14 protein-coding genes are annotated in these 14,236 nt (G+C 69.6%); 11 read left to right on the top strand and 3 right to left on the bottom strand.

What is annotated here, in order from left to right; all coding sequences use genetic code 11:
• Positions 1-10 precede the first annotated feature (10 nt).
• Positions 11-1,051 carry a cellulose binding domain-containing protein gene (locus ACFLIM_RS05695; RefSeq protein ID WP_393162643.1) on the top strand — a complete coding sequence of 347 codons (1,041 nt, stop codon included), beginning with the start codon at positions 11-13 and terminating at the stop codon, positions 1,049-1,051.
• A gap of 217 nt (positions 1,052-1,268) precedes the next feature.
• Here ACFLIM_RS05695 and ACFLIM_RS05690 read toward each other — a convergent pair whose 3' ends face one another.
• On the bottom strand, positions 1,269-1,493 hold the full coding sequence (locus ACFLIM_RS05690; RefSeq protein WP_393162641.1) for a hypothetical protein: 225 nt from the start codon (positions 1,491-1,493) through the stop codon (positions 1,269-1,271).
• Between the two features lie 333 nt (positions 1,494-1,826).
• Between ACFLIM_RS05690 and ACFLIM_RS05685 the strand changes: the two genes are divergently transcribed.
• The gene (locus ACFLIM_RS05685; protein WP_393162639.1) at positions 1,827-2,369 is read left to right on the top strand and encodes a tyrosine-type recombinase/integrase; all 543 of its coding nucleotides are present in this window, start codon (positions 1,827-1,829) and stop codon (positions 2,367-2,369) included.
• A 593-nt stretch (positions 2,370-2,962) separates the two neighbouring features.
• On the opposite strand, the gene pruA is transcribed toward ACFLIM_RS05685, so the two are convergent.
• The gene (gene pruA, locus ACFLIM_RS05680; RefSeq protein ID WP_393162637.1) at positions 2,963-4,591 is read right to left on the bottom strand and encodes an L-glutamate gamma-semialdehyde dehydrogenase; all 1,629 of its coding nucleotides are present in this window, start codon (positions 4,589-4,591) and stop codon (positions 2,963-2,965) included.
• A gap of 157 nt (positions 4,592-4,748) precedes the next feature.
• On the opposite strand from pruA, the gene ACFLIM_RS05675 reads away from it, so the two are divergent.
• From ACFLIM_RS05675 to ACFLIM_RS05635, 9 genes are all read left to right on the top strand, one after another.
• The gene (locus tag ACFLIM_RS05675; RefSeq protein WP_393162635.1) at positions 4,749-5,771 is read left to right on the top strand and encodes a PucR family transcriptional regulator; all 1,023 of its coding nucleotides are present in this window, start codon (positions 4,749-4,751) and stop codon (positions 5,769-5,771) included.
• 130 nt (positions 5,772-5,901) lie between these two features.
• Positions 5,902-7,059 (top strand): NAD(P)/FAD-dependent oxidoreductase, encoded by a 1,158-nt coding sequence (locus ACFLIM_RS05670; protein ID WP_393162633.1) that lies wholly within the window; start codon positions 5,902-5,904, stop codon positions 7,057-7,059.
• Positions 7,059-7,238 (top strand): hypothetical protein, encoded by a 180-nt coding sequence (locus ACFLIM_RS05665; protein WP_393162631.1) that lies wholly within the window; start codon positions 7,059-7,061, stop codon positions 7,236-7,238. The genes ACFLIM_RS05670 and ACFLIM_RS05665 overlap by 1 nt, the downstream gene beginning before the upstream one ends.
• Positions 7,238-8,386 carry an acyl-CoA dehydrogenase family protein gene (locus ACFLIM_RS05660; RefSeq protein ID WP_393162629.1) on the top strand — a complete coding sequence of 383 codons (1,149 nt, stop codon included), beginning with the start codon at positions 7,238-7,240 and terminating at the stop codon, positions 8,384-8,386. The genes ACFLIM_RS05665 and ACFLIM_RS05660 overlap by 1 nt, the downstream gene beginning before the upstream one ends.
• Positions 8,383-9,801, top strand: coding sequence for a class I adenylate-forming enzyme family protein (locus ACFLIM_RS05655; RefSeq protein ID WP_393162627.1), 1,419 nt, complete (start codon positions 8,383-8,385; stop codon positions 9,799-9,801). The genes ACFLIM_RS05660 and ACFLIM_RS05655 overlap by 4 nt, the downstream gene beginning before the upstream one ends.
• Positions 9,798-10,655 carry a DUF6282 family protein gene (locus tag ACFLIM_RS05650; RefSeq protein WP_393162625.1) on the top strand — a complete coding sequence of 286 codons (858 nt, stop codon included), beginning with the start codon at positions 9,798-9,800 and terminating at the stop codon, positions 10,653-10,655. Before ACFLIM_RS05655 ends, ACFLIM_RS05650 begins: the two co-directional genes overlap by 4 nt.
• Positions 10,652-11,713 (top strand): isocitrate/isopropylmalate family dehydrogenase, encoded by a 1,062-nt coding sequence (locus ACFLIM_RS05645; RefSeq protein WP_393162623.1) that lies wholly within the window; start codon positions 10,652-10,654, stop codon positions 11,711-11,713. Before ACFLIM_RS05650 ends, ACFLIM_RS05645 begins: the two co-directional genes overlap by 4 nt.
• Positions 11,714-11,736: 23 nt before the next feature.
• The gene (locus tag ACFLIM_RS05640) at positions 11,737-12,186 is read left to right on the top strand and encodes a VOC family protein (RefSeq protein WP_393162621.1); all 450 of its coding nucleotides are present in this window, start codon (positions 11,737-11,739) and stop codon (positions 12,184-12,186) included.
• Between the two features lie 912 nt (positions 12,187-13,098).
• Entirely contained in the window at positions 13,099-13,824 is a 726-nt protein-coding gene (locus ACFLIM_RS05635; RefSeq protein ID WP_393163286.1) for an amidohydrolase family protein, read from the top strand.
• Positions 13,825-13,830: 6 nt separating this feature from the next.
• Here the strand turns inward: ACFLIM_RS05635 and ACFLIM_RS05630 are convergent, their stop codons facing one another.
• A complete protein-coding gene (locus ACFLIM_RS05630) occupies positions 13,831-14,058 on the bottom strand; it encodes a hypothetical protein (protein ID WP_393162619.1) in 228 nt (75 codons plus the stop codon).
• Between the last annotated feature and the right edge of the window lie 178 nt (positions 14,059-14,236).

Here is a 14,236-nt window from a genome sequence, read left to right as displayed (position 1 = left end):
AGGGTGCTCCATGAGGAGAACAGCTCGCCTGTCAGGCATCATGGCCGCCGTACTGGCGCTCTTCGCCGCGGCGGTGCTCACGACGAGCACGGCCGCGGCTGAGTCCAACGGCGGGGTACGCGTGATGCCCCTGGGCGACTCGATCACCGACGGACTGACCTTGCCGGGCGGCTACCGCATCGATCTGTGGCAGAAGCTCGTGGCCGGCGGCTACACGGTGGACTTCGTCGGCTCCCTGTTCAACGGCCCGGCCGCCCTCGGCGACCACGACCACGAAGGCCACTCCGGATGGCGGATCGACCAGATCGACGCCAACATCGTCGCCTGGCTCCAGCGGTTCACCCCGCGCACGATCCTGCTGCACATCGGCACCAACGACATGTTCCAGAACCCGACCGGAGCGTCCTCGCGGCTCGGCACCCTGATCGACCGGATCACCACCACCGCGCCCAACGCCGAGGTGTTCGTGGCGACGATCATCCCGCTCTCGGGTGCCGACGCGACCGTGCGCTCGTTCAACGCGGCGATCCCCGGCATCGTGCAGAGCAGGGCCGACGCGGGGCGCCACGTGCACCTGGTCGACATGTTCAACGCGCTGACCACCGGGGACCTGGCCGACGGCGTGCACCCCAACGCGGGCGGATACAGCAAGATGGCCACCGTGTGGTACAACGCCCTGCGCTCCGTGCCCGGCAGCCTGGAGGGCGGTACCTCCTCACCGACCCCCACGCCCACTCCTTCCGGGCCGGGCGGCTGCGTCGCGACGTACCGGACGATCGGCACCTGGGGCGGCGGCTTCCAGGCCGAGGTGACGGTGCGCAACAACGGGGCCTCGCAGCTCCAGCACTGGACGGTGCGCATGACCCTCGCGGGCACTCAGCGCATCACCAACCTGTGGAACGGCGTGAGCTCCGGGACCAACGGCTCCGTCAGCGTAGGCAACGCCCCGTACGACGGCACCATCGACGCTGGCGGCACCACGACGTTCGGGTTCGTCGCGAACGGCGACGGCGCGACCCCTCCCAGCGGCATCAGCTGTTCCGGCGCCTGACATGAGGCTGGTCTTGCAGCCAACCCGTGAGGAGAGCGACGAATGAGAGCGATTACACAACTCGCTGTCACGGTAGGGACAGTGATTCTGGGCCTTACCCGGCATCGTCTTACCCGGCACGGAAGTCCCCGCCCGGGCGACGGCATACGACGCGCTCCCCTCCCCGCTCCCCGTACAGGTTGCGCTGCCGACCACCATGAGGGTTTCATCCACGTCGCTACTGGTTGAGGCCGCCGGTTGCCTGCGCGAAGGCCAGGCTCGACATGACGGCCCTCGGCGGCTTGACGAAGATCAGCAAATCCTCATGTGCGGCGGCGTGGATCGGCAGCCCTCGCGCCCAGCCCTTGCGTGCCTCGTGCAGTTGGAAGAACGAGGCCCGGTTCAGCAACCGGCCCTCCGGGAGCCCGCACAGCAGGCATACGATCCGGTTGGGCCGGACCAAGGCGTATCGGCTGGCCAGGACCGGGGAGTTTCCGTGTCCCGTGCTGAGGATCGGCGGCCGTTACGTGGTGCCGCTTCGCGGTGTGCGTGTGCTGTTGGGATACGCCGACGACGGCCTGCTCACGACCGTCAGGGGACATGACGTCTGCAGCGAGGCGGACGAAGCCGTCCCAGCAGAGCTGTAGCGGCCTAAGGGCCGTACAGGAGGACAGTGCGCATGGTGGGCCCGCTGGAGAGTTCAGCGGGCCCACCAGCTGAGTCTTATGATCAGGTTCGTTTGTTACGGCACTTGTGGATCTTCCGCCTGGTCGCTGTAACTGTGACAGGTCTTGTGATGCTTGGCGAGAAGCTCGAGCCACACCGCGAGGGCCCGGCTTCGAAGCCCGCGTGCCGTCTCCTCGCGGCGGCCCTCACTGTTACGGCGCAGGATCACATACTGACCGCCCTGGCAGATGCCGACACCGCTCAGGTGCTGCGTGCCCATCGGCAGCAGCAACTCCAGGAGCGCCTGGCGATGAGCGAAGCCTGGACCGACTCCGGGTTCGTCTTCACCCAGCCCGACGGCACCCGGCTGCATCCCCAGCACGTCTCCGACCAATTCCTCTGGCTCGCCTACCTCGCCGGCCTGCCACCCATCCGCCTTCACGATCTCCGCCACGGGGCCGCTTCGCTGATGCTGGCGGCCGGGGTGGAGATGAAAGTGGTCCAGGAGACGCTGGGCCATACCTCCAGCGCCTTCACCGCCGACACCTACACCTCCGTCTACCCCCAGGTGGCCACGGCCGCGGCCGAAAAGACCGCGGCCCTGCTCTTCGGCGACGAAGACCAGGGCGAATCCGGGAAACTCATCTCGCTGAGAAGCCGACAGTCGGATTAAGCATCCGGCCCCGCACTCGCCGCCTTCTCCCGGCGAGGCGGGGCCGCCGCCCTTCCCGCAGCACCCGGAGACAGCGAATGGATCTTGGTGTGTGCAGGGTTGGTGCACGCGAGCACGCACGGAGCACGCAAACGCCAGATGAGAATTCTAGAACCCATCCGATCCCGCATCGCCGCAGGTCAGGCCATGATCAAAGTGCCCTGCAGGATTCGAACCTGCGACCGTCGGATTAGAAGCAAGATCCTCAAGTGTCGCACTGTGCCGTTTGGTGGTTGTTCATGCCGCCTCCGCGCACTTTCCATGTCTCCCAGTGCCGGATCCTGACGGCGTGTGACAGGGCGTACGAGCACGCACCGAGCACGTAGCCGTCGTGTGTGTCATCCCCGCGCCATGACGGTCGTGGCCGCGTCGAGCGCCCCCTGCCTGGCTTGCCCCACGAACGGCGTCAGCGCGCCGTCCGCCGCGAGCGCCTCGGCCGGCGCTGGGCGGCGTACACCACAAGGGGGAGTAGACGACGCTGCGCCTTGCGGCCACCGCTTGTCGCGGACGCAACGATCGCCTACCAGGTCACCCAGGGGATGACGGGGACCGCGTCACGGTTCGAGGTGCGGGTAACGGTAGTCGGTGGCGGGGAGGTGGTTGCGCTTGATGGATCGGGGGCTGGAAAAGCGGATCAGGTTCCAGACGGTACCGGCCTTGTCGTTGGTGCCCGACGCCCTCGCACCGCCGAACGGCTGCTGGCCGACGACGGAGCCGGTGGGCTTGTCGTTGACGTAGAAGTTGCCTGCGGTATAGCGCAGCGCGTGCTCGGCCTGCATAACCGCGGCGGGGTCGGCGGCGAAGACCGCTCCAGTGAGGCCGTACGACGTGGACTCGTCGACCAGGCGCAGTACCTGGGCCCACGCGGAGTCGTCGTAGACGTAGGTGGTCAGCACCGGAGCGAACAGCTCCTGAGTCATGAAGGGCGAGGTGGGATCGTCGACCTCTAGAACGGTGGGGTCGACGAACCAGCCCAGGGAGTCGTCGGTTCGGCCGCCGACGACGACCAGTTTCTCGGCGCGGGCACGGGCCAGTGCTTCGGCGTGCTTGGCATGCTGACGGGCGTTGATCACCGCGCCCACGAACGTCTCGGGGTCGGTCGGGTCCCCAACGACGACCGACTCAGTGAGCGCGATCAGGCGCTCCTTGAGCGCCGGCCAGAGGCTGCGGGGCGCGTAGAGCCGGGATGCGGCCGAGCATTTCTGCCCCTGGTACTCGTACGCGCCGCGGACGCACGCGACGGCGAGAGCGTCGAGGTCGGCCGACGGGTGGGCGAGGATGAAGTCCTTGCCGCCGGTCTCGCCGATGAGGCGCGGATAGTTCCGGTACGACGCGACATTCGCCCCAACCGTGTGCCATATGTGCTGGAACGTCGCGGTGGAACCGGTGAAGTGCACCGCCGCTAGATCGCGATGGCCGAGCGCGACCGCGCCGATCTCGGGACCGTCGCCGTAGACGACGTTGATCACCCCATCCGGCAGCCCCGCTTCCCGCAGCAGCTCCATGGACATGTGCGCGACCAGTGACGCGCTTTCCGCCGGCTTCCAGACGACGGTGTTGCCGAGCACGGCGGGCGCGAAGGCCAGGTTGTTCATGCAGGTGAAGTTGAACGGGGTGACCGCGAAGACGAAGCCTTCGAGTGGGCGGTATTCCGCCTGATTCCACATGCCCGGCAGGGATCCCGGCTGAACGTCGTACATGTCGAGCATGTTTTTGACATTGGCCCGGATGAAGTCGACGGTCTCACAGGCGGCGTCGATGTCGGCCTGGTAGGTGGTCTTCGACAACTCCAACATGGTCGCGGCGTTGAGCCGGTCACGCCAAGGGCCGTGCTCCAGCATGTCCGCAGCCCGCAGGAACGGCGCGGCACGGTCCTCCCAGGGCAGCCGGCCCCACCACGCGGAGGCGGCGGTGGCGGCCTCGATCGCCCGGATCGTCTCCTCCTGGCCGGCACGGTGCACCTGCCCCAGCCGGTAGGCGTGCTCATGCGGTGTCACCACGGGCATGAGCCGACCAGTGCGCACCACACCGCCGCCGATGAGATTGGGGACGTCACAGCCGGCAGCGCGGATATCGTCCAGCGCTTTCGCGGTACTCGTGCGCTCGGGCGAGCCTGCGGCGTAGCCACGAGGGGCTGTGGGACCGATGGGGAACAGCGCCGTCCTGCCGGTGAGAGCAGTCATGGTGATGGCTCCGGAAAGTCGCTTCGACGTGGACATCGGCACCGTAAGCAGCGGCGGCGGCCAACGGCTTCGGCGCCGTCGTGGAATCTCTCTCCCGGCTCTCCTACGATCTGTCGGGTAGGAGGAGATCCGGAGACCAGACCAAGGGGCGAATACCGTGACCGCCTCGGCGGAGGTGCAGGCTGCCGTCGACGACCTGGCGGCGTCGTTGGCACACCCCGTGCTGGTCGAGGACGCCCGCCACCGCCCGCTGTGGTGGAGTCCGCAGGGCGAGGTCGACGGCACGCGGCTGCATACCATCATGCAGCGCGAGGTCACGCCGGCCGCCGCCGCGGTCGTGATCCAGCTTGGGCTGCCACGCGCACAGGGCCCGGTACACACGCCCGCCGTGCCCGAGGCCGATATGCTGCCGCGCTGGTGCGTCCCCTTGCGTGCGGGACGGGATCTGCTCGGCTACCTCTGGGTGCTCAACGGCGACGGGCTCGTCACCGAGGCGGATCTACCGCGGATCGTCGCCTGTGCCGAACTGGCCGCGACGTGGCTGGCGCGATCGCTGGAAGAGGAGGACCGTGACCAGCGGCGGGACAGGCTGCTCGCCCGGCTGGAGGCGGGCTCCGACGACAACGCGGCGCGCGAACTGATCATCCTGGAGCGGCTCGACCCGTCCGCCACCATCGCCGTGCAGGCTCCGGCGGCATCGGGCGGCTGGAAGCTGCGGAGCGGGATGAGCGCCCACGTCGATCCTCCGGCGTGGACCACCGCCACCAGCGGATCGCCCGTGCCGCTGGTGGATCTGCATGTCGCCGTTGAGCGGGCCGCAGTGACGCTGCAGGCACTGCGTGCCGGGGCGGCGCTCGCCCAGCCGTCCTGGGACGCGCTCGGCGCGTGGCGCCTCATAGTGGCCGCACCGCCTGATCTGTCGATCGCCGACGTCCATCCCGGCGCGGACGTTCTGGCCGGGCAGGCCCGGCCGGACCTCATGATGACCGCGAGGGCGATGCTCGACCACGGCGGCGACATCGCTAAGACCGCGGCCGCGCTCCACATCCACCGCACCACCCTCTACTACCGGCTCGACCGCATCGAGGCGCTGACCGGGGTCAACCTCAGGAGTGGCCCAGGCCGGGACGACCTGCACTTCGCGTTGCGGCTCGCGGCCTACCGCCGCGAGGTTCGCTAACGGCCGACAAGACGCCTTCTACGTTTCGTCGGAATACGCGCCTGTTCTTCCGCACCCGCGCCGAAGCCCTCGTCCGGCACCGCGCTTAGCGTCGGGTTCACCGCACCAGACGCAGCAACGGGAGGCCCACATGGGCGAGGCCCTCGACACGGACGTGCTCGTCGTCGGCGCCGGCGTTATAGGCGCCAGCAGCGCCTGCCGGCTGGCTCGGGCGGGCCTTCGGGTGATCGTCGTCGACGCGCTCGGCGGACCCGCCGAAGGAAGCACCGGCCGCTCTTTTGCCTCGATCCGCGGGCAGTGGGCGGATCCGCTCAACATCGAGATGTCCTGGCGGAGCATCCGCCAGTACCGATCATTCCCCGACGACCACGGCGTCGACGTCGGCTACCGGCCCAACGGCTACCTGCTGCTGGTGCCGGACGCCGCGTTGGAGGCCCAGTTGGCCGCGGTCGAGGAGCAGCGCCGGCACGGGGTGCCCGTAGAGGTACTCGATGTAGCGGCGGCCGGGCGGGTCACGCCCTTCGACGCGGCGGGCATCGCGGGCGCCACCTGGGGCCCGGCCGACGGTGTCGTCGATCCGCACCTGGCGACGAGCGCGTACCTGGACCTGGCCCGTGCCGCCGGCGCGCAGGTGTTCTTCCGGCACCGGGTCGCCGCCGTCGACCGCCACGACGCCACCGGCGGCTGGGACGTCACCGCGGGCGGTCGCACAGTCCGAGCGCAGCACCTCGTCAACGCCGCGGGCGGCTGGGCGGGTGAGCTGGCCGCCCTGGCGGGCCTGACCGTGCCGGTCGTGCATACCCGGCGCAACGTGTACGCGACCGCCCCGGGCGGGCTGTCCTCGACGCTGCCCATGACCATCGACCTCGGATCGGGAGTGTTCGTCCGGAGCGAGGGGCCGCGGCTGCTGTTCGGCGCGGCGCGGCCGGACCAGGCGGACGGCTACGACGTGACCGTCGACTGGCCATGGATGGAGGCGGTGCTCGAACTGGCTTGCGGGCGGTTCCCCTGGCTCGCCGAGCTGCCGCTCGATCGGGCCGCCTGCTGGGCGGGCACGTACGAGAACACCCCGGACCGGCACGGCGTCCTCGGCTCTGACCCCGCCGCGCCGACCTGGATCAACGCCTGCGGCTTCTCCGGCCACGGCCTGATGCAGGCGCCGGAGATCGGGCGGCTCGTCGCCGAGCAGGTCGTACGGGGCGCCATCACGAGCCTGGACACGACCGCCCTGAGGCTGGAGCGGTTCGCCACGGCGGCGGGCACAGGCCAGGTCGGGCTGGTGTTCTGATGGGCACGGCCCGCGTGGAGGCGGCGGTCAACGGACCCGCGGTCGGCGCGGGCGTGAACCTAGCCCTCGCCGCGACCCCGCGCCGGACCGTGTCGGGCCCGGACGCGTGGGACCGGGCCGTGGAGATCGAACGGGTCCGGCAGATGTGGTCTCTACCCCGCCGACGAAAGGAGAGCTGATGTATCCGACGCTGTGCACCGACGCGGCGAAGGCCGCCTGGATCGAGACGGCCGCCGCCGACCTGGCCGCCTTCGGCGAACGCCACCGCAAGGAGCTGGACGCCGCGAACCGTGACGGGCGCTTCCCCAAAGAGCTCTACACCGAGTTGGGCAGGCTCGGCTACCTCGGGCCGCTGGTGCCCGTCGAGTACGGCGGGCTCGGCGGCGGCATCGCCGAGTACGTCGTCATCAGCGAGGAAGTCGGCCGGCACGGGCTGGTCTCCGGGCAGATCGCCGCCCAGGGGCAGCGCTGGCTGCTGAACTGGGGCACCGAAGAGCAGAAGGACCGCTGGCTGCGCGGGATCGCCACCGGCGAGGCCGTGTTCTCCGAGTCGATCAGCGAGAAGAACGCCGGCTCCTCGTTCAAGGCCATGAAGTCGACGGCAGTCCGGGACGGCGGCGACTGGCTGCTGACCGGCAGCAAGACACATGTCAACCTGGGCGCGGACTGCGACGTGACGCTGTTCTACGCCATCGCCGAGGAGGGGCTGACCAGCTTCCTCGTCGACATGAGCCTGCCCGGCATCACGACCGCCGTCACCGACCCCGTGGGCCTGCGGCTGATCCGCACCGCCGATGTCGAGTTCGACCGGGTCCGGGTGCCTGACTCGGCACGGTTGGGGCCGGCGGGCGCCGGGCTTCGGACGTTCCTGTCCACGTTCAACATCAGCCGGCTCGGCAACGCCTCCGAGCTGATCGGCCTCGGCCGCCGCGCTCTCGAACTGGGCCTCCGCTACGCCACCACCCGCGAGGTCGGCGACACGACGGTGACCGGTTTCCAGGGCATCCAGTGGATGGTCGCCGACGCCTGGACGGCCCTGCAGGCCGCCTCGCTGGCACGCGACGACGCCGCCCTGGCCGGTGAGCGCGGCGAGGACGTCGCCCTACGCACCACCACGGCCAAGCGCCTGGCGATCACTGCCGCCGAACAGGCGTCCGACACCGCCTACAGCCTGGTCGGCGGGCACGGGCTGTACTTCGACACGCCTTACACCGACATCCTGCACGACATCAAGGTCCTCAAGGTCGCGGGCGGCTCGAACGAGATCATGCGCAACTACATCGCCCGGCGGGTCCTGAACGACCCCGGCCACGAGGGCCTGGCATGACCCCGGTCGCGAACCTGGCTCGTGCGATCGTCGAGCGGGCCGCCACCAGACCGGGGCTCCGGCTCGGGACCGTCGATGACCAGGTCACACTGGCCGAGGCGGTCGCGCTGGCCGCCGGGCGGGCGCGAAGCCTGCTCAGTGACGGGCTTCGGCCGGGCCGCCGAGTCGCGCTCGTGGCGCCCACCTCGACCGACTACCTGATCACCTGGCTGGCGTGCGTGCTGGCCGGCACCCCGGTCGCGCTCGTCAACCCGACCTATCCCGACGAGTTGGTCACCCGCATGCTCACCCCGCTCGCGCCCGACCTGGTGCTGAGGGCCGACGCAATGCCCCTCGCACGGACGAGCGACCGCACCGACGCCACGACCATGCCCGGGCTGGACGCCGACCGCTTCGCGATCGCCTCGTACATGCACACGTCCGGTACCACCGGGCTGCCGAAGTTCTGCGCGCAGAGTCACGACTACTTCCAACGTCTGGCCGCGGCCATGGCAGGCGCGCTGGACCTCGGCCCGGCCGACCGAGTACTGGCGCCCCTGCCGCTGTTCCACATCAACCCGATGGGGTACGGCGTCATCACCGCCCTGCTCACCGGCGCGGACGCGCTCACCACCGGCCGGTTCTCCGCACGCGGTTTCTGGGCCGCCGTGGTGCGCGAGCAGGTCAGCGTACTCATCCTGCACGCTCCCCCGGTGGAGATACTCAAGCGCGCCACCACGGAAGCCGACGCGGCCGGACATCGCGTCCGCTCGATGTTCTACGCCGATGCCGAGTTCCTGCGCAGGTTCTCCATCCCGGCGGCGGTGTCCGGCTACGGTTCCACCGAGGCCGGCGGGGTGTCGCACCTGCGGTGCTGGGCTGCAGCAGACGACATCTCCCAGGACGCCGGGCGGCACGGCGGGCCCGGCCGCGACGACATCGAGTGGCGGCTCGACGGCAGCGGAACGATCTTCGTCCGTGAACGCGAGCACGCGGCCTTGTTCGACGGCTACGTCACCGAGGCCGGGCTCGACCCGGCACGTGACGCGGACGGCTGGTTCGACACCGGAGACCTCGGCCGTGTAGGCGGCGACGGCCTGGTGTTCCTCGAACGCGCCGCCGAGTCGATCCGCGTCAAGGGCGAGTTCGTGCCGATACCGTACGTGGAGAACCGTCTGTCTTCCGTGGCGGGCATCGCCGACCTCGCGGTGTGGAAACGCAAGGGCGCTCTCGTCGACGAGGAGGTCGTCCTCTACGTCGTCGCCGATCCACTCCCGTTGGAGCGGCTGACAGCGCGCCTGGCTGACCTGCCGGCGTTCATGCGGCCCGTCGCGGTCGCCCGGGTCTCAGCCCTGCCGCGTGACGCCGCCGCCGGCAAGGTCCAGCGCCGGCTGCTCACCGACCAGCCCATACTCGAATGGGTCGAACTCACATGACCACGCCCCTTCCCGAGCGGGCCGTGCTTCCCGAGTGGGCCGTCGATATGACGGACCTGCACGCGCACGCCTCCCCCAGTCTCCTCCCCCGCCACGGCGACGACCGCGCCACCATCGTTGCCGAACGCGCGGCCGGGTTCGGCGCCGTCGTGCTCAAGGCCCACGAAGGCAGCACCGTGGAACGCGCCGCGGCCGCGGGAGACGGCGTATACGGCGGCGTGGTGCTCAACAGCCCCGTCGGCGGCGCCAATCCCGATGCCGTCGAAGTAGCCGCCCGCCTCGGCGGCCGGGTCGTCTGGATGCCGACCGTCTCCTCGCGCACCCACAAGGCCGGCGCGTCCTCCCCGGAACTGTCCGTGCACCGCGGCTTCGAGTTGCGCCCCGTGGACGTGGTCGGCGACGACGGAACCCTGCGGCCGGAATGGTTCGACATCCTCGACGTGGTTGCCGCGCACGACCTGCTGCTGGCCAGCGGACACCTGTCCGCGAGGGAGACCGTCGTGCTGTTCACCCAGGCGCGCCTGCGGGGCGTGCGCCGGCTGCTCGTCAACCACCCGAAGATGGCGTTCCTCGGCTGGAACGAGGAGTCGTCCCGCGCGCTGCGCGACCTCGACGCGCACCTCGAACTCGGCATCCTGCCTGACCTGCTCGGCGACCTGGCACACGCCAGCCTCACGCTCACCCGCGCCTATCCCACGTCGCTACTCGTCTTCGGCGGCGACCTCGGCCACGCCCACCACCCACCGCCCGCGGCGGCCGTCGCCCCCTGGCTGCACGAACTGCAGCGACACGTCGGCCCGGACAGGGCCGCCGTGATCATGACCACCCAGACACGGAGCCTGCTGCTGCCATGACGACCATCGCACTCCTGCCCGGCGACGGGATCGGCACCGAGATCCTCGAGGGCCCCGTCGCCTTCCTCCGGCGCCTCGAACGCGACGGCGTCCCCGTTCGCCTCACTGGCCCATGGCCGTACGGGAGCACAGGCTGGGCGCGGACCGGGTCGATCCTTCCTGCGCAGACCGTCCAAGCCTGCCGCGACGCCGACGTCATCCTGTCCGGCGCCGTCGGCACCCACCCCGGCGTCACCGCCGAGCAATGCCCGAACCCCGAAGCCGCGTTGATCGAGCTGCGGCACCTGTTCGACCTACGCGTCAGCGTGCGGACGGTCCGCGTGCCGGGCGGCGAGGATGTGATCATCGTGCGTAACATCACCGGAGGTGCGTACGCCGGCCCCGACCGGCGGACTGAGAGCGACGGCGTCCGCGCCGCCGAGGACAGGATGGTGCTCGAGCCCGACCGCGTGCGAGAGGTCTTCGACATCGCGGCCGATCACGCCCGACGCCATCCGGGCCGCCGAGCCATCAGCGTCGACAAGGCCAGCGTATTCGCCACCTCCCGGCTGTGGCGGCGCATCGCTCGGCAAGCCGCCGCTGAATCCGGGGTGCGCTTCGACGACGTCAACGTCGACCGGGCCGCGTACGAGCTGGTCAAACCTGGTCACTTGCCCGCAGTCATCGTCACCGAGGGGATCTTCGGGGACATCCTGTCCGATATCGTCTGCGCCCGCGCCGGGTCGCCCGCCTTGTGCGGCTCGGCCACCATCAATCCCGAGCTGCCGTCAGGACGCGGTGCGACCGCCCTGTTCGAGCCCGCGCACGGATCGTCGCCGCACCGTACGGGGAGCCGCCGCTCGAACCCGACCGGAGCCTGGCTCGCACTCGTCGACCTGCTCGCCTGGTGTCCCGACCTCGCCGGGCTCGGCCTCCACACCAAGGTCAGGCAGGCCCTCGACCACGTCATCGACACCGCGCCGCCGACCTATGACCTCGCCGCGCCCGGGAGCGCGACCCTGGATCTCGACCAGTTCAACGTCCGCGTCCTCGACGCGCTGTCGGCCGTTTCCGCATGAACACGCCTCCAGGAGGTCGTCCGGTGAATCCTCCGAAGACCCTGTTTCGTACGCTGCACCACATCTGCATCGTGGTCCACGACCTCGACAGAAGTGTCGCCTCCTACGAGTCGCTCGGGATCGGACCGTGGCAGGACTACCCGCCCCTGACCGAGTACACCAGCCTGTCGGTGCCCGACCCGGACGCCTTCCACGCCCTGCGTTACAAGTTCGCCGACCTCGACAACGTGCAACTGCAGCTCTGCCAGCCGCCTGCCCTCGACTGCCCGCAGCGGCGCTTCCTCGACACGCACGGCGAGGGCGTCTTCCACATCGGATTCGAGAACGATCTCGAGGCCGCCGTGGCCGACGGCACCGCCCTCGGCCTCGACGTGACCATGCGCGGACAGCGCGAGAGCGGCTCCGGCTTCGTCTACTTCGACACCCGCGACGCCGCCGCCGTCGTGCTGATGGTCCGCAAGACCCAGCAGTAGAACAACGTCTTCATCGTGCATATGCGCCACAAGCCGCGATCGTGCAACGGCGCATTAGGATGCCGACCGTTCGCATACTCGAATCCGAACCTCGATGAGCGCTACACCTGCTGAAAGTTCACCTGCACTGCTTCATAAGCCGTACACATCGGCGCTCCAGCCGCCGGGTTGGTGGCCAGCAGTTCCTGGCGCTGGGCCCAGGCGGTGAACGAGGTCGGCGCGGACAACTGCCGGTTCCAGGTCGCGGCTGCCGCAGCGTTCCAGTGGTATCACCCCGGCGTAGTGCTCAGGCTGCCGGGCGGCGACTGTCGCCCGGTCGCTGCTCGTCACCGAAGCCATCCTCGGCATGGATGTACGCATCGCCGCACCTCACGGGCTGAGTCCACCGGAACCGCTGGAGCAGGAGGCCGAACGCATGGCGCCGGCCAGCGGCGCCAGGGTGACGGTCACGACGACCTGGCGACCGCACCCGCCACCTCGCCGGCCTCGCCTATCAGCGCGGCTACCAGCACGCTAACCGTCAGCCTTATGGCTCTAACGCAATGATCGCTGGCTTGTCCCGCTGGCTGTCTGACCGTTGATCTGCGCGCGAGGAAGGCAGGTCGCTCCATGTACGCCCTGAGCGAGCGGCCGCCTCAAGGCAGAGTCATTCACCGCCATCCGCGACGCCGGCACGCGGCCGGGGGACCACCGACGGCACTACACTCGCGCACGGGACGAACCTTTGTGATCGGCGGAGGAACACTGTGTCCGGGTGGCGGGACGCTTCGGTCTTCTCTCTCCCCTGTCCGTCGGCTGACAGCAGATCTCCGGCGGAAACGCACAGGTGGCCAGACCACGCACGTCTCACCCGACAGCGACGGCATGTACGCCATCAATCCATGGGAATGGAAAGAGGTCATCTTGGTGACCATGGTCGCGACGTTCGTCATCCCCGATCACAACAGCCTGCCGATCTCGGAGGAGATCAAGCGCGCACTCACCCCCACCCTGTTCAACTCCACCGCCCTCTACCGCGACGACACCTCGCTGGTCACCGACGAGCGCGTCCGCCAGCTCTACCCGAACTGGCGGATGGCGCAGCTACAGGCGTCGGCCACCGCGGCGCAGACCGCCGACCCCGCGGCGATCGCGCTGACCCTGGCGAACCTGGCCAACCAGGTCGCGCAGCTCGTGGCGATGATCCGCGGCGACGGCGTGGTCACCGTCGGTACCGACGCACCGATCGATCATCTCGGGGTCAGCCTGCACATGAACCTGGGTGCCATGGTGAAGTACGGCCTGACCCCGCTGGAGACGCTCACCGCCGCGACAAGTACGTCCGGGACCTACCTCGGCCACCCGCTGGGCCGGATCAGCAAGGGCATGTACGCCGATCTGGCCATCGTCGACGGCGATCCGCTGTCTCGCATCGAGGACGCCGCGAACGTCACCGCCGTCGTCGTGGGCGGACGGCACCACACCGTCGAGCAACTCCTCGCGCCGTACCCGTCCTCGACCGGCACCGACCAGGCCGAGTCGGCGCCCTCCGGCAGGGTCAAGGAGCGGGTCCCCGTCCACCCGAGCACCTCGAACTACTGGTGGAACAGCCCCGTCGAGTTGGCGAAGGCCCGTATTCACTGCTGCAACGACCACTGAGACCGTCTACCGGCGAGCCCGCAGGAAGCGTACGCCCAGGATGATCGCGCTCACTGCGGAGAGCGCGCCGAAGACCAGGTGGGGGACGGTCCCGGCATCGGTGATCGAGGCCACCGTGTTGCCGATCGCGCTGACCGCGAGCACCACCCACAGCACGATGCGCAGGACGTCCGTGCGGCCGGCCGCCGGCGAGCTGTCGGCGGCGACGGGGCGGTGAAGATCGGAGTACGTCATGGGATTCTCCTCCACTTGGGTTGCCGGACATCCACCGTCCGGCCTGGGCTGTTGTCGTCGACGCTACGGGCCGTGCCCCCTCGCGGCCGATCCCGTCAGCGGTCCGGTTTGAGGTACAGCAGGCTGTATTTCCGCGGTTCACCGCCCCGGTACGGTGGCACGGCATAAGGTCGTCCGG

It is taken from the genome of Nonomuraea marmarensis (assembly GCF_043197025.1).
Taxonomy (GTDB): domain Bacteria; phylum Actinomycetota; class Actinomycetes; order Streptosporangiales; family Streptosporangiaceae; genus Nonomuraea; species Nonomuraea marmarensis.
Note: the sequence above shows the minus strand (reverse complement) of the source record. Positions and strands in the feature narration are given on the sequence as shown.

What these genes read in the sequence shown, in the direction of transcription:
- ACFLIM_RS05695 (WP_393162643.1), top strand. Translation starts at nt 11, where the DNA reads ATGAGGAGAACAGCTCGCCTGTCAGGCATCATGGCCGCCGTACTGGCG.
- ACFLIM_RS05685 (WP_393162639.1), top strand. Translation starts at nt 1,827, where the DNA reads ATGCTTGGCGAGAAGCTCGAGCCACACCGCGAGGGCCCGGCTTCGAAG.
- pruA (WP_393162637.1), bottom strand. Translation starts at nt 4,591, where the DNA reads ATGACTGCTCTCACCGGCAGGACGGCGCTGTTCCCCATCGGTCCCACA.
- ACFLIM_RS05670 (WP_393162633.1), top strand. Translation starts at nt 5,902, where the DNA reads ATGGGCGAGGCCCTCGACACGGACGTGCTCGTCGTCGGCGCCGGCGTT.
- ACFLIM_RS05665 (WP_393162631.1), top strand. Translation starts at nt 7,059, where the DNA reads ATGGGCACGGCCCGCGTGGAGGCGGCGGTCAACGGACCCGCGGTCGGC.
- ACFLIM_RS05660 (WP_393162629.1), top strand. Translation starts at nt 7,238, where the DNA reads ATGTATCCGACGCTGTGCACCGACGCGGCGAAGGCCGCCTGGATCGAG.
- ACFLIM_RS05655 (WP_393162627.1), top strand. Translation starts at nt 8,383, where the DNA reads ATGACCCCGGTCGCGAACCTGGCTCGTGCGATCGTCGAGCGGGCCGCC.
- ACFLIM_RS05650 (WP_393162625.1), top strand. Translation starts at nt 9,798, where the DNA reads ATGACCACGCCCCTTCCCGAGCGGGCCGTGCTTCCCGAGTGGGCCGTC.
- ACFLIM_RS05645 (WP_393162623.1), top strand. Translation starts at nt 10,652, where the DNA reads ATGACGACCATCGCACTCCTGCCCGGCGACGGGATCGGCACCGAGATC.
- ACFLIM_RS05635 (WP_393163286.1), top strand. Translation starts at nt 13,099, where the DNA reads ATGGTCGCGACGTTCGTCATCCCCGATCACAACAGCCTGCCGATCTCG.
- ACFLIM_RS05630 (WP_393162619.1), bottom strand. Translation starts at nt 14,058, where the DNA reads ATGACGTACTCCGATCTTCACCGCCCCGTCGCCGCCGACAGCTCGCCG.